Annotated in this window: 20 protein-coding genes; 9 read left to right on the top strand and 11 right to left on the bottom strand. The window is 66.4% G+C overall.

Annotated elements, in window-relative coordinates:
- The first annotated feature begins 82 nt into the window (after positions 1-82).
- On the top strand, positions 83-1,090 hold the full coding sequence (gene ccsB, locus ACQE2J_RS14970) for a c-type cytochrome biogenesis protein CcsB (RefSeq protein WP_135537190.1): 1,008 nt from the start codon (positions 83-85) through the stop codon (positions 1,088-1,090).
- 227 nt (positions 1,091-1,317) lie between these two features.
- Here the strand turns inward: ccsB and ACQE2J_RS14965 are convergent, their stop codons facing one another.
- Positions 1,318-1,776, bottom strand: a complete 459-nt coding sequence (locus ACQE2J_RS14965; protein WP_425120397.1) for a PLDc N-terminal domain-containing protein — start codon at positions 1,774-1,776, stop codon at positions 1,318-1,320.
- A gap of 84 nt (positions 1,777-1,860) precedes the next feature.
- On the opposite strand from ACQE2J_RS14965, the gene ACQE2J_RS14960 reads away from it, so the two are divergent.
- Entirely contained in the window at positions 1,861-2,163 is a 303-nt protein-coding gene (locus ACQE2J_RS14960; protein ID WP_135537188.1) for a DUF4229 domain-containing protein, read from the top strand.
- Between the two features lie 31 nt (positions 2,164-2,194).
- Here ACQE2J_RS14960 and ACQE2J_RS14955 read toward each other — a convergent pair whose 3' ends face one another.
- The 3 genes from ACQE2J_RS14955 to ACQE2J_RS14945 all read right to left on the bottom strand — a co-directional run bounded on the left by ACQE2J_RS14955 (position 2,195) and on the right by ACQE2J_RS14945 (position 5,354).
- Positions 2,195-3,127: a 1,4-dihydroxy-2-naphthoate polyprenyltransferase gene (locus ACQE2J_RS14955; protein ID WP_135537187.1), complete on the bottom strand. Its 933-nt coding sequence runs from the start codon at positions 3,125-3,127 to the stop codon at positions 2,195-2,197.
- A 78-nt stretch (positions 3,128-3,205) separates the two neighbouring features.
- The gene (locus ACQE2J_RS14950) at positions 3,206-4,417 is read right to left on the bottom strand and encodes an AMP-binding protein (protein WP_135537186.1); all 1,212 of its coding nucleotides are present in this window, start codon (positions 4,415-4,417) and stop codon (positions 3,206-3,208) included.
- A 16-nt stretch (positions 4,418-4,433) separates the two neighbouring features.
- Positions 4,434-5,354, bottom strand: coding sequence for a 1,4-dihydroxy-2-naphthoyl-CoA synthase (locus ACQE2J_RS14945; RefSeq protein WP_425120395.1), 921 nt, complete (start codon positions 5,352-5,354; stop codon positions 4,434-4,436).
- A gap of 84 nt (positions 5,355-5,438) precedes the next feature.
- Here ACQE2J_RS14945 and ACQE2J_RS14940 point away from each other — a divergent pair, with 84 nt between their 5' ends.
- Positions 5,439-6,563 (top strand): o-succinylbenzoate synthase, encoded by a 1,125-nt coding sequence (locus tag ACQE2J_RS14940; RefSeq protein ID WP_426936528.1) that lies wholly within the window; start codon positions 5,439-5,441, stop codon positions 6,561-6,563.
- A gap of 75 nt (positions 6,564-6,638) precedes the next feature.
- Here the strand turns inward: ACQE2J_RS14940 and ACQE2J_RS14935 are convergent, their stop codons facing one another.
- Positions 6,639-7,346 carry a hypothetical protein gene (locus ACQE2J_RS14935; RefSeq protein WP_135537182.1) on the bottom strand — a complete coding sequence of 236 codons (708 nt, stop codon included), beginning with the start codon at positions 7,344-7,346 and terminating at the stop codon, positions 6,639-6,641.
- A 32-nt stretch (positions 7,347-7,378) separates the two neighbouring features.
- A complete protein-coding gene (locus ACQE2J_RS14930; RefSeq protein ID WP_426936527.1) occupies positions 7,379-8,974 on the bottom strand; it encodes an alpha/beta hydrolase in 1,596 nt (531 codons plus the stop codon).
- Between the two features lie 59 nt (positions 8,975-9,033).
- Between ACQE2J_RS14930 and menD the strand changes: the two genes are divergently transcribed.
- Positions 9,034-10,731: a 2-succinyl-5-enolpyruvyl-6-hydroxy-3-cyclohexene-1-carboxylic-acid synthase gene (menD, locus tag ACQE2J_RS14925; protein ID WP_425120392.1), complete on the top strand. Its 1,698-nt coding sequence runs from the start codon at positions 9,034-9,036 to the stop codon at positions 10,729-10,731.
- A gap of 79 nt (positions 10,732-10,810) precedes the next feature.
- Here menD and ACQE2J_RS14920 read toward each other — a convergent pair whose 3' ends face one another.
- On the bottom strand, positions 10,811-12,175 hold the full coding sequence (locus ACQE2J_RS14920; protein WP_135537180.1) for an isochorismate synthase: 1,365 nt from the start codon (positions 12,173-12,175) through the stop codon (positions 10,811-10,813).
- Between the two features lie 159 nt (positions 12,176-12,334).
- On the opposite strand from ACQE2J_RS14920, the gene ACQE2J_RS14915 reads away from it, so the two are divergent.
- The 4 genes from ACQE2J_RS14915 (at position 12,335) to ACQE2J_RS14900 (ending at position 16,625) form a co-directional block, all read left to right on the top strand.
- Positions 12,335-13,108: a demethylmenaquinone methyltransferase gene (locus ACQE2J_RS14915; RefSeq protein ID WP_135537179.1), complete on the top strand. Its 774-nt coding sequence runs from the start codon at positions 12,335-12,337 to the stop codon at positions 13,106-13,108.
- Positions 13,109-13,110: 2 nt separating this feature from the next.
- Entirely contained in the window at positions 13,111-14,412 is a 1,302-nt protein-coding gene (locus ACQE2J_RS14910) for a geranylgeranyl reductase family protein (RefSeq protein WP_135537178.1), read from the top strand.
- Positions 14,413-14,488: 76 nt separating this feature from the next.
- Complete coding sequence (locus ACQE2J_RS14905) at positions 14,489-15,499, top strand: polyprenyl synthetase family protein (RefSeq protein ID WP_135537481.1); 1,011 nt, start codon at positions 14,489-14,491, stop codon at positions 15,497-15,499.
- Between the two features lie 58 nt (positions 15,500-15,557).
- Positions 15,558-16,625: a permease gene (locus ACQE2J_RS14900; RefSeq protein WP_135537177.1), complete on the top strand. Its 1,068-nt coding sequence runs from the start codon at positions 15,558-15,560 to the stop codon at positions 16,623-16,625.
- Between the two features lie 43 nt (positions 16,626-16,668).
- Here ACQE2J_RS14900 and ACQE2J_RS14895 read toward each other — a convergent pair whose 3' ends face one another.
- The 4 genes from ACQE2J_RS14895 to rarD form a co-directional block, all read right to left on the bottom strand.
- Complete coding sequence (locus ACQE2J_RS14895; protein ID WP_135537176.1) at positions 16,669-17,412, bottom strand: hypothetical protein; 744 nt, start codon at positions 17,410-17,412, stop codon at positions 16,669-16,671.
- Positions 17,409-18,326, bottom strand: a complete 918-nt coding sequence (locus ACQE2J_RS14890; protein WP_135537175.1) for an ABC transporter ATP-binding protein — start codon at positions 18,324-18,326, stop codon at positions 17,409-17,411. The genes ACQE2J_RS14895 and ACQE2J_RS14890 overlap by 4 nt, the downstream gene beginning before the upstream one ends.
- Before the next feature lie 3 nt (positions 18,327-18,329).
- Positions 18,330-18,731, bottom strand: a complete 402-nt coding sequence (locus tag ACQE2J_RS14885) for a GntR family transcriptional regulator (protein ID WP_135537480.1) — start codon at positions 18,729-18,731, stop codon at positions 18,330-18,332.
- 224 nt (positions 18,732-18,955) lie between these two features.
- Complete coding sequence (gene rarD, locus ACQE2J_RS14880) at positions 18,956-19,870, bottom strand: EamA family transporter RarD (protein WP_240689509.1); 915 nt, start codon at positions 19,868-19,870, stop codon at positions 18,956-18,958.
- Between the two features lie 180 nt (positions 19,871-20,050).
- Here rarD and ACQE2J_RS14875 point away from each other — a divergent pair, with 180 nt between their 5' ends.
- Positions 20,051-21,469, top strand: coding sequence for an FAD-dependent oxidoreductase (locus ACQE2J_RS14875; RefSeq protein ID WP_425120391.1), 1,419 nt, complete (start codon positions 20,051-20,053; stop codon positions 21,467-21,469).
- Positions 21,470-21,743 lie beyond the last annotated feature (274 nt).

The raw sequence follows: 21,743 nt of genomic DNA, 5'->3' as shown, positions 1-21,743 counted from the left end.
TCGCACGAGATCGACGGCGGCGGGCGCCTGCACCGGCACGAACAGCACACGATTTGAAGGCACCGAAGAGTGCGGAGGATGAATGGACGTCAACACTGACCTCGCAATGTGGTCGAACCAGTTGATCATCTCGGCGATGATCGTCTACGCCTTCGCCATGATCTTCTACGCTTTCGACCTCTTCGGCGCTCGTGAGCTCAAGACCGCTGAGACCAGCGTCGAGAGCACCGCCAAGGCGAGCACCGTCCGACGGACGAACCGGAAGACCGCGTCGACCGCGGTCCTCGACCGCCCAAACGATGATGACGCTTCCGTGCCGTCGGAGAAGTCGCGGACCAAACGGCATCGCGGAGCGCGCATCGGCACCTCGCTGCTCGTGCTTGCCGGTCTTCTGCACGTCGCAGCCGTGCTCACCCGGGCCCTGTCGGTGTCCCGCGTGCCGTGGGGCAACATGATGGAGTACGTCCTCACGGCCACGGCGATCACCCTCATCGTCTACCTCGTCGTGCTCACGAAGAAGGACGTGCGCTACCTGGGCACCTTCGTGTCCGGGGGAGTGCTGTTGTGTCTGGGACTGGCGATCACCGTCTTCTACACCCCTGCGGCGAAGCTCATTCCGGCGCTCGACTCCTACTGGATCGCCATCCACGTGCCGATCGCGATCCTTTCGACCTCGCTGCTCTACATCTCCGCGATCCTCGCGGTCTTCCAGATCCTCAAGAGCGTGCATGAGACCAAGGACCCGAAGTGGCTGCGGTTCCTGCACCGTCTGCCTTCGAGCACCGATCTCGAACGGCTCTCCTACACGATCGCGGCCGTCGGGTTCATCACCTGGACGTTCACGCTCATCGCCGGTGCGATCTGGGCTGAGGTGGCGTGGAGCCGCTACTGGGGTTGGGACTCAAAGGAGATCTGGACCTTCGTCGTGTGGGTCATCTACGCCGCGTACCTCCACGCTCGTGCGACCCGCGGCTGGGGCCCGACGAAGGTGGCCGTGCTCAACCTCATCGGCATCGCCTCGGTGATCTTCAACTTCACCGTCGTCAACATGTACTTCAACGGCCTGCACTCGTATTCCGGACTCGACTGAGCCCGACTGCAGCAACCTCGGATGCTCGTGGGCTCCAGCGAGCCAACCGCAGCAACCCCGAATGCTCGAGGGGTTGAGTGACGATGCTCGCGAGGCAGCACCTGCGATGGCGTCAGGACGCGGCGTTGGGATCTGGTGTCGCAGCGCCCACGTTCTTCAGCGGTTCTGCTGGGTGAGTGTCTCGGCGACCGGTGAGGAGGCTCCGTGTGCCCTGTGGGCGGGCAGTTTCAGTCCGAGCGGCCGCGGCCATCGCCCTTGTTGGTGCCGCGGTCATCGCTGTCGGCTGAAGTGTCGGCCGGACTTTCGGCGGAGGAACCCGCGGAATCGTCTCCGTCAGCGGGCGGTGCGGAATCCTTGTCCGGAGTGGTCGGCTCATCGTGACGCTCGGCTTCCGGTGCATGCTTGCCGAGCTTGACGTCGCGATCGACCTGGCGCAGGTATTCGACGTCGTCGTCGGGAGCCGAGGGTCCGCGCCGGCGTCCGGCTTTGGGAGGCTTGTCTTCGGAGCCGCGTCCGAAGAGGTACCAGAGGATGAAGCCGAGGACGGGGATGAAGAGGATGATGAGCGCCCACGCGGGTTTGGGCAGGACTCGAATCAGACCCCGATCGCGCAACAGGCAATCGAAGAGTCCGTACAGTGTCACCGCAGCCGCCAGGACGATCGCGGCTATGAGAAATCGAGCCATGCATCAAGGATAGTCCACGAACCTGAGCGCAGACCCAGGCGGGCGGTGACGAGACGGTCACGATCGGCGGCTAAAATAGGCTCAATGCGCACCTTCTGGCTTTACACTCTCGCACGCCTCGGCATCATCATCGCCGTCGGCCTCGTCCTGTTCCCGTTCCTCGGCTTCAACATGGTCATGGCACTTGCCGCGATCATCATCGGAGCTCTGCTCAGCTACCTGTTCCTCGGGCGGATGCGCGCCCAGGTGGCCACCGACATCGAAGAGCGCGTGGCGAAACAGGCCGCGAAGCCCAAGCGCAAGGGTGCCGATGAGGAAGCCGAGGACCGGATCGTCGCGGATCGCGTCGGCGACGATGACAGCACCGACGGTGACAAGCCCGAATAGGGCGACCGAGCCCAGACGGGCCTGCAGCGCCTCAGAGTGCCAGGCCCAGCCCCATCAGGGCGGAGAAGGCCAGGCCGGTCAGTCCCGTGGACTTGATCGGCGGGACCAGGCCCGGCCCTGTGGTGCCGCTGAGCACGGTCTTCAGCGGGCTCAGCGCAGGGACCATGGCAAGGATCGCCAACGCCACGGCCGGATGTCCGTCGAGGATCGCCAGCGCCAACAGCGCGAACGGCAGCAGCACGAGCACCGCGTAGGCGATGCGGGCGGCGTTGTCGCCGAGCCGCACGGCCAGAGTGATCTTGTCGGCCTCGATGTCGGTGGGGATGTCGCGGAGGTTGTTGACCATGAGCACCGCCGAGGCGAGCGAACCGATCGCCACGGCACCGGCCCAACCGCTGAGGCTGAGGTGACCGACCTGCATCCACATCGTGCCCAAGGTGGCGACGAGGCCGAAGAAGACGAACACGAACACTTCACCCAGCCCCATGTACCCGTAGGGTTTCTTCCCGCCCGTGTAGTACCAGGCCGCGGCGACTGCGGCAGCCCCGACGATGAGGAACCACCAGGCCTGTGAGACGAGGACGAGCACGATGCCGGCGAGACCGGCGATGCCGAAGAAGAGGAAGGCCGCTCGCTTGACCGCATGCGGCTCCGCCAATCCGGTGGCTGTCAGCCGAACCGGTCCGACGCGTTCGTCATCGGTGCCGCGGATGCCGTCGGAGTAGTCGTTGGCGAAGTTCGATCCGATCTGCAGGCACAGCGAGACGATGAGGGCCAGAAGACCGCGCAGCAGGATCTGAGCCATGCTGACGTGGTCGCTGCTGCCGGCGAGATCGTCGAGGATGAAGGCGGTGAAGCCGCCGAGCGATCCGATAGCGGCACCGGTGCCGATGAGGACGGGGGCGAGAGCCAGGGGGAGAGTTCTCAGTCGAGCTCCCGATATCCACTGGGCGGCATCAGCCATAGGTCTCGCTCACCTTCCTGTCATGTCCTCGAACCGTCTCATATTACCGATTGTTCACCGGCAACGGTATTCGGTGTCTCAAGGACCAGACCCGGCCTCGAGTTCGGCGGCGACTTCCGCTGCCGCCTTCCTGTCGGGTTTGCCGATCGACCGGCTCGGAATCTCCTCGACGGCGAAGACGAGCTGCGGCAGGAGCTGCCCGGTCATGTCCCGGTCGAACCCATTGAGGTGCCGTGCCAGCTGCCGCGGAGTCTCCTCCGCACCGAATGGGCAGTCATCGGCGAGTCGGACGAGGGCGACGATCTTCTTCCCCCACTCCGCGTCGGGCACCCAGGTCACAAGCATCTCCGTGACACCGGCGCGCTGCCAACTCGGCAGCAGCCCGGTCTCCAAGGCGTGCGGGGAGACGTTCTCACCGCCGGAGACGATGATGTCATCCGCGCGCCCGAGCACGCTGAGCACTCCGTTGTCGAGTCGACCGAGGTCGCTCGTGTGCATGAGTGCCCGCCCCTGCTCATCGGTGGTGAGTGCCGCCGACTCGATGGGAGTGATGGTCCCGTCGTCGTCGATGCCGACGTAGGCGTCGGCGACGACGGGTCCGCGCAGGTCGATCGTGCCCGCCTCGGTGATGGTGATGTCGACCCCGTCGAAGGGGACACCGTCGTAGACGCACCCACCCGCTGTTTCGCTCATCCCGTACGTCCGCACGATCGCCAGTCCGGCTTCGTCGGCCCGGTCGAGCAGTGCCGGTGAGATCGCCGCCCCGCCGAGGAGGATGTGGGAGATCTGCGCGGCCGCCCGCGTCGCTCGGTCATCGTCAAGGATCCGGTGCAGCTGAGTGGGCACGATCGAGGTGTATGTGGGCCGCCCGCCCGCCCGCTGCAGCAGCGAGTCGACAGCGGCTGCGAATGATTCTGCGGTGAACCTCGCCGAGGCGGCCCGCACGGGGGCCCGCCCCGCCAAGCGGGCTCGCAGCTCCACTTGGAATCCGGCGATGTGGTTGACCGGCAGACATAGGTGCCAATCTCCGGGTCCGGACAGGAACCGTTCGGTCGCTCGCGCCGAGGTGGTCAGGGCGTGGGAGGACAAGGCGACGGCCTTCGCCTGCCCGGTCGATCCCGAGGTGAAGAGGACGAGCGCCGGCGACGAGCCGGGACCGGCCCACATTCGGGGATCCGCTTCGGTGACGGCACCGGCCCGGGAGGCCGGGAGGATGAGGATCGACGTCCCCGCAAGGGCACGGTCGATGGCCTCGGGCAGTTCGGCGGCGCTGAGTTCGCGACTGGTCACGGTCGACCTCGGTGGCTCAGTAGTACCAGGGGAACGGGGACCAGTCGGGGTCACGCTTCTCGAGGAAGGCGTCACGGCCTTCGACGGCTTCGTCGGTCATATAGCCCAAGCGGGTGGCCTCACCGGCGAAGACCTGCTGCCCCATGAGTCCGTCATCGGCGAGGTTGAACGCGAACTTGAGCATGCGCTGCGCGTTCGGGGACTTGCCGAGGATCTCACGCGCCATCGTCAGGGCTGCCGATTCGAGTTCGGCATGGTCGACGACCTCGTTGACGGCGCCCATATCGGCCATCTGCTGTGCCGAATAGGTGCGGCCGAGGAAGAAGATCTCGCGCGCCTTCTTCTGCCCGACCATCTTCGCGAGATACGCCGAACCGTAGCCGGCGTCGTAGGAGCCGACATCGGCATCGGTCTGCTTGAACTTCGCATGTTCGCGTGAGGCGATCGTCATATCGCACACGACGTGCAGGCTGTGCCCGCCGCCGGCCGCCCAGCCGGGGACGACGGCGATGACGACCTTCGGCATGGTGCGGATGAGGCGCTGGACCTCGAGGATGTGGAGGCGTCCGGCCCGTGCCGGGTCGACGGACTCCCGGGTCTCACCGGCAGCGTACTGGTAGCCCGACCGTCCGCGGATGCGCTGGTCGCCGCCGGAGCAGAACGCCCAACCGCCGTCCTTCTCACTCGGGCCGTTGCCGGTCAGCAGCACGGCTCCCACGTCCGAGGTCTGGCGGGCGTGATCGAGGGCGCGATAGAGCTCATCGACGGTGTGGGGGCGGAAGGCGTTGCGGACCTCGGGGCGGTCGAAGGCGATGCGCACGCAGCCGATGTCGTCACCGGTCGTCGGGTCGATCGCCCGGTGGTAGGTGATGTCGGTGAAGTCGAAGCCGGAGACCTCACGCCAAGCAGAGGGGTCGAAGATGTCTGAAACCGTCATGATCCCAAGCCTAACCCGTGGCCCGGACGGTTCGCTGGTCTGCCTGGACGTGGTCCGCCGCGGGGCGGACGCTAGTCTGGGCTCATGTCTGAGACAGCGCGACGACTCTCCGCCACTGCGGCCGCACCGCTCGATCTGCCTGAACGGTTCGAAGACATGCTCGAACGGCTCCACGTGGTGCGGCTGCCGATGGTCACCCGGTTCAGAGGCATCACCGAACGCGAGGTCGCGCTCTTCGCCGGACCGGCCGGGTGGGCAGAGTTCTCCCCGTTCACCGAGTACGGCACCGCGGAGGCGAGCCGGTGGCTGCGGGCGGGACTCGAATTCGCAGGGTTCGTTCCCACCCTCGCCGAGGCGGCTCCAGCTGCCGCTTCTTCCCGCGGTTTCGTGCCGGAGAGGGTGAGCGTGAATGGGACCTTGCCCGCCTGCGCTCCAAACGAGGTCGAGTCGATTCTCTCCCGCTATGGAACGGTGTCCACGATCAAGGCGAAGGTCGCCGAACACGGCATCGACTCCCTCGACGAGGATCTCGAACGGCTGCGGGAGCTGAGGCGTCTGTTCCCGGACACGACCTTGCGCCTCGACGCGAACGCCGGGTACTCGCTTCCGGACGCACTGGAGGCGTGCGAGGCCTTCGCCGGTTTCGAACTCCAATACTTCGAACAGCCCGTGGCAGGGGTCGAGGGGCTTGCGCAGCTGCGCGAAGCACTCACCCGACGGGACATTCCGATCGTTCTCGCCGCCGACGAGTCGATCCGCAAGGCCGAGGATCCGCTGCGTGTGGCCGAACTCGGTGCCGCCGAGGTCATCATCGTCAAGGTCCAACCGTTGGGCGGGATCGGGCAGGCTCTGTCCGTCATTGCCGCCTCGGGCTTGCCCGCGGTCGTGTCCTCAGCGCTCGAATCCTCCGTCGGGCTGGCTGCGGGGGCCGAACTCGCCGCCCGGCTGCCGCGCACTCGGGCCAGTCGGGACATCCTCGGCGAGTCGGTAGCCTGCGGTCTGGGCACCGGGCGTCTCTTCACCGCCGATGTCGTGTTCGAATCAGCGAGCCTGACCCCGGTCGACGGGAGCATCCCCGCAGCGCGAATCACCCCGGATCCTGACCGTCTGCAGCAGCTGGCGGTGGATCCGGGGCGATTCGACTGGTGGACGCGGCGACTTCAACAATGCTGGACGTTCCTGCGCCGCGGAGGGACAGCAGAGGTCTAGACCCCCGGCCGGCCCATGTCTGGGCCACGGACTGCGGGGCCACCGACGGCCCGGACCTGTGCTGAGTGGGCGAGCTCAGCCGGCGTTCTTCACGGCCTCGACGAAGGCGTCGGCGGTCTTGGTCACCGTCGCCTCTTCGACATCGGCGACATTGGACACGGAGACGAGATTGTTGTCGACCTGAGCGTAGACCATCCTCATCTCCATCGCGGTCTGCCCGGCGGCATCGAAGGAGGCGACGACTCCGGCGGTCGCATCGGCCCCGGCGACCTCTGGATCGAAGGTCTGATAGTTCATCGTCATCTCCAGGCCCGCGGTCTTGAGCTTGACATCGCTGCACTCTTCGGCGATCTTCGACGGCCCATCGAGCTGGGTCTGCGGACCCTCAGGATCGTCGAAGCTCGTGATGCCTGCGGACAGGACATTGTCGGTGGAGGTGGCGGCCACTGTGGTGCCGTCCGAGGCAAGGTTCGCGTTGAGGATGTCGAGAGTGATGTTCTTGCACTTGGCCGGTTCGAACTCCGAGCCCTCGATGGCCTTCACCGACTCACTGTTGGCCTGGCCGGCCCCCTCGACGACCTTGAACGACTGGCCCTCGGCAGAGGTGGACTCGAGGATGTCCTTCAGCTGCGCCTCATCGAGCTTCTTCGCCTCCGGCGTCTGCTCGGCGGTCGGCGAGGAGTCTCCGCTGCCGTCGGGCTTGTCTGCACTCTGGTCACCGCCCGTGCATCCGGTCAGGGACAGTCCAGCGATGAGAGCGATGGCTGGGAGTATGCGTTTCATGTTGGGCCTCTCGAGTCAGCGTTCAGTGAAGATCAGCGTTCAGAGGAGTCAGCAGTCGTTGATTCATGACCGTTCTCAATATAGTCGCCGACGGTCTCAGTTGAGGCTGCTGTCTGTGTCGGATCTGGAACATCACCACTGACCTGGTCGTGGCCCACGTCGTCCGTGGGGTGTCGATCGTCGGTCACGGTTCGTTCGTCGCCGCTCGCGGCATTTCTGTCGTCGGCTGCCGCGTCGGCCAGCGCCGAGGTGATCCGCACCGCGGTCACCTCGTCCTGTCCCAGCGCGGTGAAGTGTGCGGTGCGCTTGCCGGGGATGATCGGGTCGTGCATGGCCGCGGCCAGCTGACCGGTGAACGTCAGCCGCCCCTTCTTGTCCGCCTTCTGCTGGTAGGCATTGCTTCCGCCGGGACCGGACACGCTGATGTCATAACGACGGCCGGGATCGAAGAGCCCGGGCGTTCGGACACGGAAGCTGCCGGTGCCGGTCAGGGAGAAACCCGCGGCGCTGACGCCGTCGAAGCGTACGATCTGTGGCCGACGCCGGGAGATCTCGACGCGCCACCCGTGAATGTCGAAGAGGGCGTGACCGGTGAGGTAGGTGAATCGGCCGCCATCGGCCACGCGATCGGTGAGGCCTCGATCCGAGCTCGCATAGTTCCGCCGTCTGGCAAGCGTCTTCAGCCACGCACCGAGCTCGCGTTCCCAACTGGTCCAGTTGTGCAGCCCGCTGGTGCGGGGGAACCAGGAATGACGGATGCCGAGTGCGTTGAGTCGGGCGGCGAAGCGCTCGCCCTGAGCGTTGATCATCTTCTCCACCAGGTCCCGATCCTTCGTGCCCTCGAGGCTGCCGGATCCGGCGCTGAACCACAGGTCGAGGCCGGCGAGGTTCTCGGCCAAGGCATACGGGGAGTTCGCCAGCCATTCGCCGCGATCGGAGACCGGATCACCGAAGAGCGTCATCGACCGAGCACCTTCACGCATTGCGATGATGTCGAAGGCCGGTACGGTCGACAGCGGGTCCAAGGGGGAGGAGAACGCGGCTGCCGCCCCGTATCGGTCGGGATGCCAGGCCGCGTATTTCATCGCTCCGTACCCGCCCATCGACAGTCCGGCCAGTCGTTGGTTCTCCGGGGCGAAGTCCACGGAGAAGTTCGCCTTGAGGAACTCGGGGATCTCCTCGGTGTGGAATCGGGGCCAATCGTGGACTTCGCTGCCGACAGCCAGCCGCGAGTACGTCCCGGCGCCGCCGTCGGGCATGACGATGAGGGAGGGGGAATCGAGAGTGAGCTCTTCGGCGGACCCGAGATCCGTCCACGACCGGAAATCGTCGCCACCCCCGTGGAAGAGGTGGATGACGGGGCTGACCTCGGCGGGAATGCCCGGCAGCAGCACCCGCACCCCGACGGTCCGGCCGAGAGCGGGGGAGTAGAGGAAGAATTCGCGCAGCCTCGGAGAGAGTTTCCGCTTGTCTCGGATGTGCCAGGTCCGTGCGTCCTTGCCGCGGGGTTCGGGTCCGAGGAAGGAGCTGTTCTGGTCGAGGGCGGGGTACAGTCCGCGTTGGGAGCGAGCCGCGGTCAGGGTGCGGATGGCACGAGCTCCCATCGCGATGATCAACGAGCGACGCATGCGTCGAGGCTAGAGGGTGGAGATGAACCGCAGGTGGGTAAGTGGTTGAATATCAGGTGATGTCGAATTCGAGCGCGGCGGCGCAGCAGATAGCCCGGAGCCTGATCCGATCGCGGGTCACGGACGTGGTCATCGCCCCCGGGTCCCGGTCGGCCCCCTTGGTCTACGCCCTGGCACCGCTGAACGAGGCGGGGCTCATCCGCACGCACGTGCGCATCGATGAGCGTGACGCCGGGTTCCTCGCCCTCGGTCTTGCGCGCGGTCTGCGCGTGCGGGGCGGGGAAGCGGCCGTGGCGATCGTGACGACCTCCGGCTCGGCCGTGGCCAACCTCCACCCGGCCGTTCTCGAAGCCTCCTACGGACACCTGCCGCTGCTGGCCCTGACCGCCGACCGGCCCGCCCGACTGCGCGCCACCGGCGCGAACCAGACCATCGACGACCAGTCCCAGGTCCTCAGCGATGTCCGCGCCCGCTTCGACATTCCCGCGGGTGAGAGTTCGGACGTGATCGAGCGCGCCGTGATCGAGGCAGTGTCCGCGACCGCGGGCACGACCGGTGGAACCGGCACCGAGGCGGCCGGTCCGGTCCAGTTCAACGTGCAGTTCGACACCCCGCTCGTGCCCACCGTCGACGAGCTGAAGGCGTGGGCCGAAGAGATCGGCACCCTGCGGGCCGGACCGATGCGAGCGCGTGAGCCCCTGTGTTCGGAGGTGCACGTCACCGTCACCGATGGAACGGTCATCGTTGCCGGGGACGCCGGCGGACACTCGGCCGAGACCGTGCGAGCGCTCGCCGCCGACCACCATCTGCCGGTGCTCGCCGAACCCTCGAGTCCGCTGTCGCGGTCCACCCAGGCGACCTCGACATTCGTGCCCGCCCATGCGCGTGTGCTCGGCGAACACATCGAGCTGCGGGACGCGATCCGCACCGTCATCGTCCACGGCAAACCGACGCTGACGAGGCCCGTCGCCGCACTGCTGGCCGACGATTCCGTGCACGTGCAGCATGTGCCCGATGACATCGACACGGTCGGAATCACCGTGTTCGACGAGGCAGCCGTCACAGGCGAGGCAATCGACTCGGGGTCGGCAGAAGCCGACGCCTCATCGGGACCCGCCTGGGTGCGGAACTGGGTCGAGACGGGGGCCTCGATCGTGGCGGACGTCCGGGCCGAACGGGCTGAAGAGGCGGGCGCATCCTCACCTGTGAGCCTGCCCTCGGCGGAGAGGTTCCAGACGACGGCGCGGAGGATCACCGAACACCTCGCCGAGCAGGAGATCACGCTGTTCGTGGCGAGCTCGAACTCGGTGCGCTACCTCAGCGACGCCGAGACCATCCGGGCCCGCATCCACGCCTCTCGCGGTCTGGCCGGCATCGACGGGCTCGTGTCGACCGCAACCGGTCTGTCTCTCGGGCTGGGGGAACCGGTCGTCCTCCTCATCGGCGATATCGCGATGCTCCACGACGTCGGCGGACTGCTCACTCCGACCGCTGAGGCAGCCGGTGACGTGACGATCGTCGTGCTCAACGACGATGGGGGCGCGATCTTCTCCGGACTCGAACACTCACAGCCCCACCTCGAGGCCCACCTCGAGCGATACTTCACCGTCCCGCACGGTCGCGGATTCGCCGAACTGGCAGCCGCCTACGGCTGGGACTACGCGCAGGTGAGCGACGCTCCGGGCCTGAGCGCTGCACTGGCAGCCGAGGGTTCCACGACCGGGCGGCGGATCGTCGAAGTGACACCTCTCGGCTGACGTCACACGAGTCCTCCCGATCGGATCATCCGTCCGACCGGGCCGGCAGCCTGACCGGATCGTCAGCCCGGCTCGCGTCTCAACTCAGACCGAGCGCCCTGCGCATCGGTTTGAGCTTCGCATTCGTCTCGGCCACCTCGGTGTCGGGATCCGAATCGGGCATGATCCCGGCCCCGGCGTACAAGCGGATCCGATTGCGCTCCTCGAGCTGGCCGCAGCGCAGGGCGATGCCGAACTGCCCGTTGCCGCGCCCGTCCATCCACCCGACAGGACCCGAGTACCGGCCCCGGTCGAGGGGTTCGAGCTCATCGACGTGGGCCACAGCGCTCGCCTGCGGATACCCGCCGACGGCCGCGGTCGGGTGGACGGCGGCGGCGACGTCGAGGGCGTTGAGACCGGAGTCGGCGGCCAGCGTCGCCTGCGCGTCCGAGGCCGAATGGATGACATTGGCCAAAGGCAGCAGGTGCGGGCGCTCATCGACGGTGACATCCTCGGCGACCGATCCCAGGCTGCGCTGCAGGGAGGCGATGGCGAAGGCGTGCTCGGTGCTGTCCTTGTGTGCGCTCAGCAGCTTTCTCGCCGCCGGCAGCTCGTCCATCGGGTCGGCCTCGACCCGGTAGGTGCCGGCGAGGACGCGGGAGGTCACCCGATTGTTCTCCACCCCGATGAGCAGCTCCGGGGTCGATCCGATGAGACCCGCGACATCGAAGGTCCAGCAGCTCGGGTAGCTGCGGTTGAGCGCACCGAGCACCGATCGGACGTCGATGTCGCCCTCGGTGGTCACGACTTCGTCGCGGGCCAGGACGATCTTGCGCAGCGAGGGATCGTCGGAGAACGCGTCGACTTCGTCGGAGGTCTCGACGGGAGTGAGCATGTCCGCGACCTGCGCGACGAGCTGCGACCACCGCGTCGGGTCGAGGTCACCGGGTTCGGCATGGGCCGATTCCACCCGTCGCAGCGGTTCGGGACGCAGCAGCGGGGGCAGGGGAGGTTCTGCGGCGGTGGTGATCGAGGTCAGCCACACGCGGCCGCCGCGGCGACCAAGGACGAATTCGGGGACGTGGATGATCGAATCGACCGTGGATTCGCCCGAATAGGCGACCGTGGCGAAGCACATCAGCCCGGATCCGAGGAGGTCGACCTCATCTTCGACGGTGGCCGCCTCGGTGATGGCCTTCCAGGCCTGGGACAGTTCGGCGAAGCGTTCAGGGCCGCTGGCGCGGATGCGCAGCACTCGGCCGAAGCCGATGAGCCCGGAGGTGTCACGCACCCAGCAGGAGAACCCGGAGGTGGGCAGCAGCTCGAGTGTCTGCTCGACGGTGGTCGGCAGGCCGGATTCGAAGGGGAAGCCGGGCCCGGGATCGACGTCATCGACGAAGCGGGAGCGCACGTTCAGGCGCGGGGCGGCGGCCAGGATGTCGGAGGTGCCTAGAGTCGTAGTCATGTCGCCTCGAGTCTAGACGAGGATGCGGGCTCGCGGCCTCCCCGCTGGAGTCGCGGTGAGCACTCGGGGCAGGGAGTGTGGCCATGTCCACACCGTCTGCCGCATGTCCGCGGTCGTGCGGATTCGCCCTCCCGCCGCAGGTGTTGAGACAATATGGTCATGAATCGTGCCAAGCTGGACAAGCAGCCCGCTGACGTCGCGTCGATGTTCGATGATGTCGCCTCCCGTTACGACCTCACGAACGATGTCCTCACCTTCGGGCTCGCCCGTGCATGGCGTCGCACCGTCGCCCATTCCGTGGCCGCAGGGCCCGGCGAACGTGTGCTCGATCTGGCGGCGGGAACCGGCACTTCGTCGATGACGTTCACTCACCACGGCGCCGAGGTGGTCGCCGGGGACATCTCCACCGGGATGCTCGCCGAGGGGCGCCGACGGCACCCGAAGATCGACTTCATCTACGCCGACGCGATGGATCTGCCCTTCGCCGATGCCAGCTTCGACGTCGTCACGATCTCCTTCGGCATCCGCAACGTCAACGACGTCGACACGGCACTGGCCGAGATGCTGAGGGTGCTCAAGCCCGGCGGCCGTCTCGTCATCTGCGAATTCTCCACCCCGACGCTCGACGCCTTCAGCCTCGTGTACAAGGAGTACCTGATGAAGGCGCTGCCGGCCATCGCCCGGGCCGTGTCCTCGAACCCCGAGGCCTACGTCTACCTGGCCGAATCGATCCGCGCCTGGCCGAACCAGGACGCTTTCGCCCACCAGATCCTCGATGCCGGCTTCGACCAGGTGAAGTACCGCAACCTCACCGGCGGAATCGTCGCTGTCCACCACGCCCTCAAACCCGCCGAGCCGGCAGCGAATGCCGGGGCGTCGGAGCCGACCGACCGGGCGGAGCACGGTGGCGAAGCGGAGACGCACACGCCTTGACGATGAATGAGTTCGATGCCGAGGTCGTCGTCGTCGGAGCCGGCCCCGCCGGATCGGCGATCGGCGCCTACCTCGCCCAGGCCGGCCACGAGGTCATCATCCTCGAGAAGTCAGGTTTCCCGCGCGACAAGATCTGCGGCGATGCCCTGACCCCGCGTGCGGTCAAGGAAGCCGGATTCCTCGGCATGGATCTGCCGGCCTCCGACGGCTGGCATCCGAACAAGGGGCTGCGCCTCATCGGCGGCGGGCACCGCCTCGAACTCGACTGGCCGGACATCGACGGCACCCCGAACTACGGGCTCACCCGCCCGCGCATGAGCATGGACGAGGCCTTCGCCCGGCATGCTCAGCGCAGCGGAGCCCGACTCTTCGAACAGGTGCGGGCCATGTCCCCGGACATCGGCGACGACGGGTGGATCAGGGGCGTGCATGCCTCCGGCACCGACCACCGAGGCCGCCGCGTCGGACCCGAAGCCCACTTCCGGGCCCCCATCGTCATCGCCGCCGACGGCGTGTCCTCCCGTCTGGCCGTGTCGATGGGGTTGGAGAAGCGCGACGACCGGCCGATGGGAATCGCCGCCCGTGCCTATCACACGACGCCTCGGCACGCCGATGACTACATCGAATCCTGGGTCGAGATGCGGTCGACGAACCAGGCCGGAGAGGCGGAGACCCTGCCCGGATACGGGTGGATCTTCCCCCTCGGCGACGGCACGGTGAACATCGGTGCCGGCCTCCTCGACTCCTCCCCGCAATTCAGATCCGTCGACCTGCGCAAGGTGATGGGGCAGTGGATCGCCGACATGGGCCACGAGTGGGGCATCGACGAATCGACCTCGCTGGGTCCGATCAAATCCGCCGCCCTGCCCATGGCGTTCAACCGCACTCCGCACTTCCACCGCGGTCTGCTGCTCGTCGGCGACTCCGGCGGTATGGTCAACCCGTTCAACGGCGAAGGCATCGACTATGCCTTGGAATCGGCGCGCATCGCCGCCGAGGTGATCTCCACGTACTCCCGTTACCCGCAGGCCGTGATGCGCCGCCGACTCGAGGAATACCCGGCACTGCTCGGAGACTCCTTGGGCGGTTACTTCACTCTCGGCCGTGTTTTCGCCGCGATCATCGGCCACCCTGCGCTCATGCAGTTCGGAATCAAGTACGGTATGGGTGTTGACGTTGTGATGGAGTTCGTCGTCAAATTGTTGGCGAACCTCTACCGCGACCCGAAGGTCTCCGAGGCCGATCTCATCGACAGGGTGATCTCCGCCCTGGCCCGAATCGTCCCGGCCACCAGCAATGTCTGAGCACATGGGCGAAGACTCTGAGCGCAAGGGCAAGGACAACGGCATGCCGACACCGACTACGACGAATGACGAGGACATGAGCCACCTAGCCTCTCCGGCCACCTTCACCGGTGACGACGCCCAGCTCGCGGCGGAGATCTCGACTCAGTTGGAAACCGTGGAGGCCAAACTCTACGAGGTGACCGAACAGACCCGCAGGCTCCCCGACGAGACCTCGAAGCACCTGTTGGCCGCCGGCGGCAAGCGGGCGCGCCCGAACCTCGTCCTGCTCACCGCCCGCCTCGGCGACGCCGAGAACGAGGACATCATCGATGCGGCCGTGGCCGTCGAACTCATTCACCTCGCCTCGCTCTACCACGATGACGTCATGGACGATGCTCCCGTGCGCCGCGGTGCGAAGGCCGCTCATGAGGTGTGGGGCAATTCGGTGGCGATCCTCACCGGCGATCTGCTCTTCTCCAAGGCCTCGGGGGTCACCGCGAAGCTCGGTCCCGAGGCCGTGCGCATCCAGGCCGAGACCTTCGAACGTCTCGTCCTCGGCCAGCTCAACGAATTCGCCGGACCGCCCGAAGACGCCGACGAGATCGAGCACTACATCCAGGTGCTCGCCGATAAGACCGGATCGCTCATCGCCACCTCGGCGCGGTTCGGTGTCATGTTCTCCGGCGCCGATCAGGCACTCGCCGAACCCGTCAGGATCTTCGGCGAACGCGTCGGCGTGGCCTTCCAGCTCGCCGATGACATCATCGACCTGACCACGACATCCTCGGAATCGGGAAAGACCCCGGGCACGGACCTGCGCGAACGCGTCCCCACCCTGCCCGTCCTCTACGTGCGTGCCGCTGCCGCCGCCGGCGATGACTCCGCGACCGAGGTGGTCCGACTCCTCGACGCCGACCTCACTTCCGATGCGGCTCTGGAGTCCGCTCGCGCGGCCCTGGCCGCTCATCCCGTGACCGAGCGAGCACGCACCGAGGCCGTGCGGTGGGCCGATGACGCCAAGGAGGCACTGGCCGCGCTGCCCGCCGGGCGGGTGAAGGAAGCGCTGTTCGCCTTCGCCGACTCCGTCGTCGCACGCAGCTCCTGAGCGTCCTCACACTTCTCAGTCTCTGCCGTTTCGGCCAGGCCGCAAAGGAACCTCATCGATGACCGTCGACTCGGCAGCCTCACCGTCTCCGAGTGCGAAGACACTCACACCGGCCGACTGGGTCGGCCTCGGCGTGCTCGCCGTGTTCCTCCTGGTGGGCCTGAGCTGGTCGAAGTGGCTGCCCTACTGGGACAAGGCGTGGGCGCTGAGCAGAACCTCCCTGTGGGACGGTGCTCCGCTCTTCGATGCTGCCGGGGAGGCCGTGTCGCTGTCGGGAGCCTGGGACTTCACTCTTGTGTACTTCACCGCAGTGTGGAAAGCCCTGCTCGTGGCGCTGCTCGTCGCCGCCGTCATCGACGCTCTCGTGCCGCGCGACTGGCTGCTGCGGCTGCTCAATCGGCGCAGCCATGCCGGTCAGTCTCTCGTCGGTGCCGCCCTGTCGATGCCGTCGATGATGTGCACCTGCTGTGCGGCCCCGGTGGCCGCGGGACTGCGTGAGACGGGGGTGCGTCGTTCGGCGGCACTGGCCTACTGGGTGGGCAACCCGCTGCTCAACCCCGCTGTGCTCATCTTCTTGGCCTTCGTCCTGCCGTGGCAGTACACGGCCGTGCGCCTGGTCTTCGCTGTTCTCATCGCTGTGGGTGCCAGCGCCCTCATCGGACGGTGGGTGACCGGACGCAACGATCCGGTGCCCGACCCGAGCCCCGCCTCGGCGACGGTGTCGTCTCTTCCCGTGCGCTTCCTGCGCTCCCTGGGGCGGTTCACGCTCATCCTCGTGCCCGAGCATATTCTGCTCGTCTTCCTCATCGGACTGCTCGCTCCGTGGCTGACCGGCGTCTTCGGTCTCGAAGCGCAGCTGGGCGCCGGTGCCGTCCTCGTCGTCGCGGTCGTCGGCACCCTGCTCGTCATCCCCACCGGCGGAGAGATCCCGATCATTCTCACCCTCGTGCCGCTGGGCGTCGGAGCCGGTGTCACCGGCGCCCTGCTCGTCGCGCTGCCCGCGCTGAGCATCCCGTCGATGGTCATGGTCGGCAAGGCGATGGGATGGCGGACGACCGCGGCCATGGGAGTCGCCGTCGCCGTCTCAGCGGTGCTCGCCGGTGGGATGCTGGCGCTGCTGAGCTGAAGTGCCGCACTGCCTCGTCGGGCTCGTCAGTCCTGATCCGATATCAGGTGGTCAGGCGACGCAGTGTGAGATAGGAGCCGAGGGCGAAGACCGCGCACAGCCCCAGCGCCCAGAAGGTGAGCCCGAGGGCTGAGGACTGAGCGAACCACATCCACACTTCGGCCCAGGCCCGATTGACGCTCACGATCGCCGCTGCTCCCATGAGGAGAAGCGCGATTGCCAGAAGCGAGATGGTGAGGACGAGGAACCCGAATCGCTTGTTGACGATGGCGAACCAGAAGCCGAGGATGAACGTCAGCATGGTGAGGACGAAGTAGGTCAGTCCCGCAGCCAAGGGCCCACCCTCCCAAACCCAGGGCAGGTAGGCGAAGTAGCCGTTGATGCCGTAGCCGTTCGTGGCCTGCTCGATGAGGCCGAGGAGGACGAAGACGAGGGAGATCCCGAACGCACTCAGCGCCGCGGCCAGGAGCGAGCCGAGGTAGAACTCGCGGCGGGTGAGGCTCATCGCCTGGGAGAAGTAGAAGGTCAGATTCATTGCTTGGGCGCCCACTACAGCGAAGTACCACAGGGGTGCCTGCGACCCACCGCTGTACATCGGCCCCTCGACACCCGAAGAGGAGATGATCCAGTAGACGCTCAGGGTGATGAGCCAGATCCCGCCGAGGACGAGGACGGGGACCCAGACGAAGGTCTGCGTATTGGTGAATTGGAGTCGGACGACACCCCAGGTCCGGTTCTTCGGCCCGGCAGCGGGTCGGATGCTGGCGGCGGAGGCGGTGGCGGTCATGGCTGAAGGCTCCTGTGTTCGGTGTCGGGCACGGATCGGCCGTCGGCCCCACTCTGAGTGGTGCGCACGACGAGCTGCTGCAGAGAGACGGGAGTGAGATCCAGGTTGGCCTCGGCGATGAATTCGCGGTCGAGGGTGCTGAGGTGTCCGAGCATCGTCACAGACGACACCCGCCCCAATGTCTCGCTGTGGATGACCTCACGTCCGGCGACAAGACGTCGGATCGCATCATCATCGCCGACGATGTTGACAGCGCGGCCGCGGACCGCCTCGGCGGATTCGTCCATGATGATCCGGCCGCGGTCGATGACGATGACGTTCTCGATGAGGTTCGCCACCTCGTCGATGAGGTGGCTCGAGAGCACGATAGTGCGCGGGCATTCCGCGTAGTCGGCGATGAGGCGGTCGTAGAAGAGCTGCCGGGCCACGGCGTCGAAACCCAGGTACGGTTCGTCGAAGAAGGTGACTTCGGCCCGCGAAGCCAGACCGATGATGACGCCGATGGCGGACTGCTGACCGCGGGAGAGCTTCTTGATCGGGGTCTTCAGGGGAAGGCGGAAGTCATCGACGAGCTCCTCGGCGAACGACCGGTCCCAGTGCGGGAAGAAGCGCCGGGCATTGGCAAGTGCGTGCTTGGCGGTCGCATCCTCCGGGTATTTCTGGCTCTCCCTGACGAAGCACATGCGGTTGAGTACGCGGGCGTTCTCGTACGGGTGCTCGCCGAAGACGTCGATGTCACCGCTGGTGGCGAAGTCCTGTGCCGTGAGGATCGACATCAGTGTGGTCTTGCCGGCTCCATTGCGGCCGAGCAGTCCGTAGATCGCGTCCTGTTCGATGGTGAGGGAGACATCGTCGAGTGCCTTCGTCTTCTTGTAGGTCTTCGTGAGGTGGCGGACTTCGATGACGGCATTCATGTCTCATCCTTTCGTGGTGACCGGATCGATGGCACTGGTCAGTCGGAGCTCTCGGGAGCGCTCTGTGATGAGCGCGATCACGTCCTCGGATCCCAGCCCCAGCCGATCGGCCTCATTGAGCAGGGGAGTGATGTAGGTGTCGGAGAACGTGGTGCGGTGCTCGTTGATGAGGAGGCCGCGAGCGCCTTCGGTGACGAACATTCCGATTCCGCGTCGCTTTTCGAGCACGCCCTTGGCGACGAGGAGATTGATCCCCTTGGCCGCCGTGGCGGGATTGATCGAGTAGAAGCTCGCGAGTTCGTTCGTCGACGGGGCCCGGGACATCTCGGACAGGGTCCCGTCGATGATCGAGTCCTCTACGCGCTCGGCGATCTGCGCGAACAGGGGTCTGCCGTCGTCGATCATATTCAACTCCATGTCTGTTGGTTAGTTACTCAACTAATGAACCATGGGGGTGAGGATGATGTCAAGGGCTTCCGGCGGAATCCGTTGGACTCTGAACCCGGCAGCCAGCGGATGGGCGCCGACGGGCTGGTGTTTGGCATGATCGGATCACGGGTTTCGGGTGGTTCCGAGGGGGCTGCCGACTCCGGCGGAAGTGGCGTCCACCGACTCCGGCGGAGGCGGTGTCACGGACGACGACGGCTTGTGCGCACGAGATCGGTGCAGAGCAGGATGACGGCGATCCAGATGATGAAGAAGCCGATCCACCGCGGTGTCGACATCAGCTCACCGAGCACCGTGACGCCGAGGATGAACTGGAGGGTCGGAGTGAGGTACTGGAGCATGCCCACCCAGGACAGGGGGATGCGGCGCGCCGCGGCGCTGAAGAGGATGAGCGGGATGGCCGTGGCGGGACCGGTGATGATGATGACGAACACGTGCCATCCGCCCAAGCCGCTGAACGTCTGCAGACCCAGCGAGCCGAGGACGATGAGGTAGATCGCTGAGGGCACGGCGAGGACGAGGCTCTCGACGGTCATGCCCTCGAGCGCACCGACACGGGAGCCGACCTTGTTCTTCACGAGCCCGTAGAGGCCGAATGACAGGGCCACCGTGAACGCGAGGTAGGGGATGCGGCCGAGGCTGACCCCGACGACGATCACAGCCAGGAGGCCGAAGCCCACGGCCGTCCACTGCAGCGGGCGCAGCTTCTCACCGAGGAAGACCACGCCGAGGCCGATCGACAGCAGCGGATTGAGGTAGTAACCGAGCGAGATCTCGACGAGCTGGTTGGTTTCGACGCCGTAGATGAACGTCGTCCAGTTGATCGCGATGAGCACCGAGGCGAGCAGCAGGAGCCCGAAGGTGCGCGGTGAGCGAAGGATCTGCCAGGTGCGGGCGTACCCGCCGGTGAAGACGAGGAGGAGGGCGCAGAACACCAGCGACCAGATGACTCGGTGGGAGACGAGCTCGAGCGCACCCGTGGGAGCTGCGGCTGCGAAGAGCAGCGGCATGACTCCCCACAGCAGGTAGGCGGAGAATCCGTTGATCAGGCCGGCACGGCGGATTGCGCTCTCATCGGGTCCTGGGTCTGTGCTCACTCGCCCCAGTCTACTGAGAGTCGGGCAGCGACCGGGCGGGGCCCCGCACATGAGACGCAATCGAACCCGGCGCGGCTGGTTGGGAGCCAGCTGGGTGCGAAGTGCGAGCTTGGTCACGTCATTGTAAGGATCACCTACATTGACGATAGACTCGCTGTGACTGAATAGAGAGGTGTGAGAATGACTCGACCCTTCCGGGTGGCCATCGTCGGCGCCGGTCCTGCCGGGATCTACGCTGCCGATCTCATGATGAAGGCGGAACGCGATTTCGATCTGAGCATCGATCTCTTCGACCGCCTGCCGACTCCCTTCGGCCTCGTCCGCTACGGCGTCGCACCCGACCATCCGCGGATCAAGGGCATCATCAATGCCCTGATCAAGGTCCTCGACCGTGGTGACATCCGCCTGTTCTCGAACGTCGAATACGGCGTCGATCTCCACCTCGAGGAGCTCACCGACCGCTACGATGCCGTGATCTTCTCCACCGGCTGCTTCGTCGACGCCGCATTCGACCTGCCCGGCATCGACCTGCCCGGCTCCTACGGGGCCGCAGAGTTCGTCAACTGGTACGACTCGCATCCCGATGTCAGCCAGGAATGGCCGTTGGACGCGCAGCGCGTCGCCGTCATCGGCAACGGCAATGTCGCCCTCGACGTCGCCCGGGTGCTCGCGAAGCAGGCCGATGACCTCCACACCACCGAGATCCCCGACCATGTCTACGAGGGACTCAAGACCTCGCAGGTCACCGACGTCCACATCTTCGGCCGCAGGGGACCGGCCCAGGCGAAGTTCACCCCACTCGAGCTGCGGGAACTCGGACAGGTCAAAGACGTCGACGTCATCGTCTACCCCGAGGACTTCGAATTCGACGAAGGCTCTATGGCCGCCATCGAATCGAGCAACCAGACCAAACAGGTCGCGAAGACGCTCACGGACTTCACCATGCGTGAACCGACAGGGGCGAAGCGTCGCCTCCACCTCCACTTCCTCCACGCACCGGTGGCCATCCTCGGCGAGGATCGGGTGACCGGACTGCGGACCGAACGAATGGAACTGGACGGTGCCGGAGGAGTCAACGGAACCGGAGACTTCCACGATTGGGAGCTCGACGCCGTCTACCGTGCCGTCGGCTACGCCGGCACGAAGCTGCCGCAGCTGCCCTTCGACGAGCGCAAGCGCGTCATCCCCAACCATGAGGGGCGCGTCGTCGACTCTGACGACCAGACGAAGGCGGCCGAGGCCGACGTCGTCCAGGGCGTCTACTCGACCGGGTGGATCAAGCGCGGACCCGTCGGGCTCATCGGTCACACGAAGGGCGATGCGCTCGAGACCATCGGGCATATCCTCGACGACCGGGCCGCCGGTGTGCTCACCGACCCCGTCTACCCGGACGAGTCGGCCATCGTCGAACTCTTCGAATCCAAGGGCATCGACTATGTCGATTGGGAGGGCTACCACCGGGTCGAGTCCGCTGAGAAGGCCGCCGGCGAAGCCGAAGGTCGTGAACGGATCAAACTCGCCACCCGCGAGGCGATGCTCGCCGAGGCGCGCGGCCACGTCACCGCCGAATCCGTGGGCCAACCCTCCGGCGGCCACTGACCACCCTGGGCGCGGATCACTCCGGGTGCTGATCACTCCGGGTGCTGAACCCCTCGGTCACTGACCTCCTGGGGTGCTGACGCCGCCGGGGCATCCCGCACCGCCGGCGTCACCGCCTCCCGGCAGCGTCACCGCCTCCGCTGAGCGGCCAAACGCCCCGGCAACGTCATCTCCTCCCGGCGCACCGAGAGGACGAGTCGCTGCCGGGGCGTGATGCGTCCACCGCGTAGAGTCGAATACAGCTGACCGGCACCGAAAGGGTCGCCGGCACGCA

The sequence above is a fragment of the Brevibacterium sp. LE-L genome (assembly GCF_050214925.1).
Classification (GTDB): domain Bacteria; phylum Actinomycetota; class Actinomycetes; order Actinomycetales; family Brevibacteriaceae; genus Brevibacterium.
Note: the sequence above shows the minus strand (reverse complement) of the source record. Positions and strands in the feature narration are given on the sequence as shown.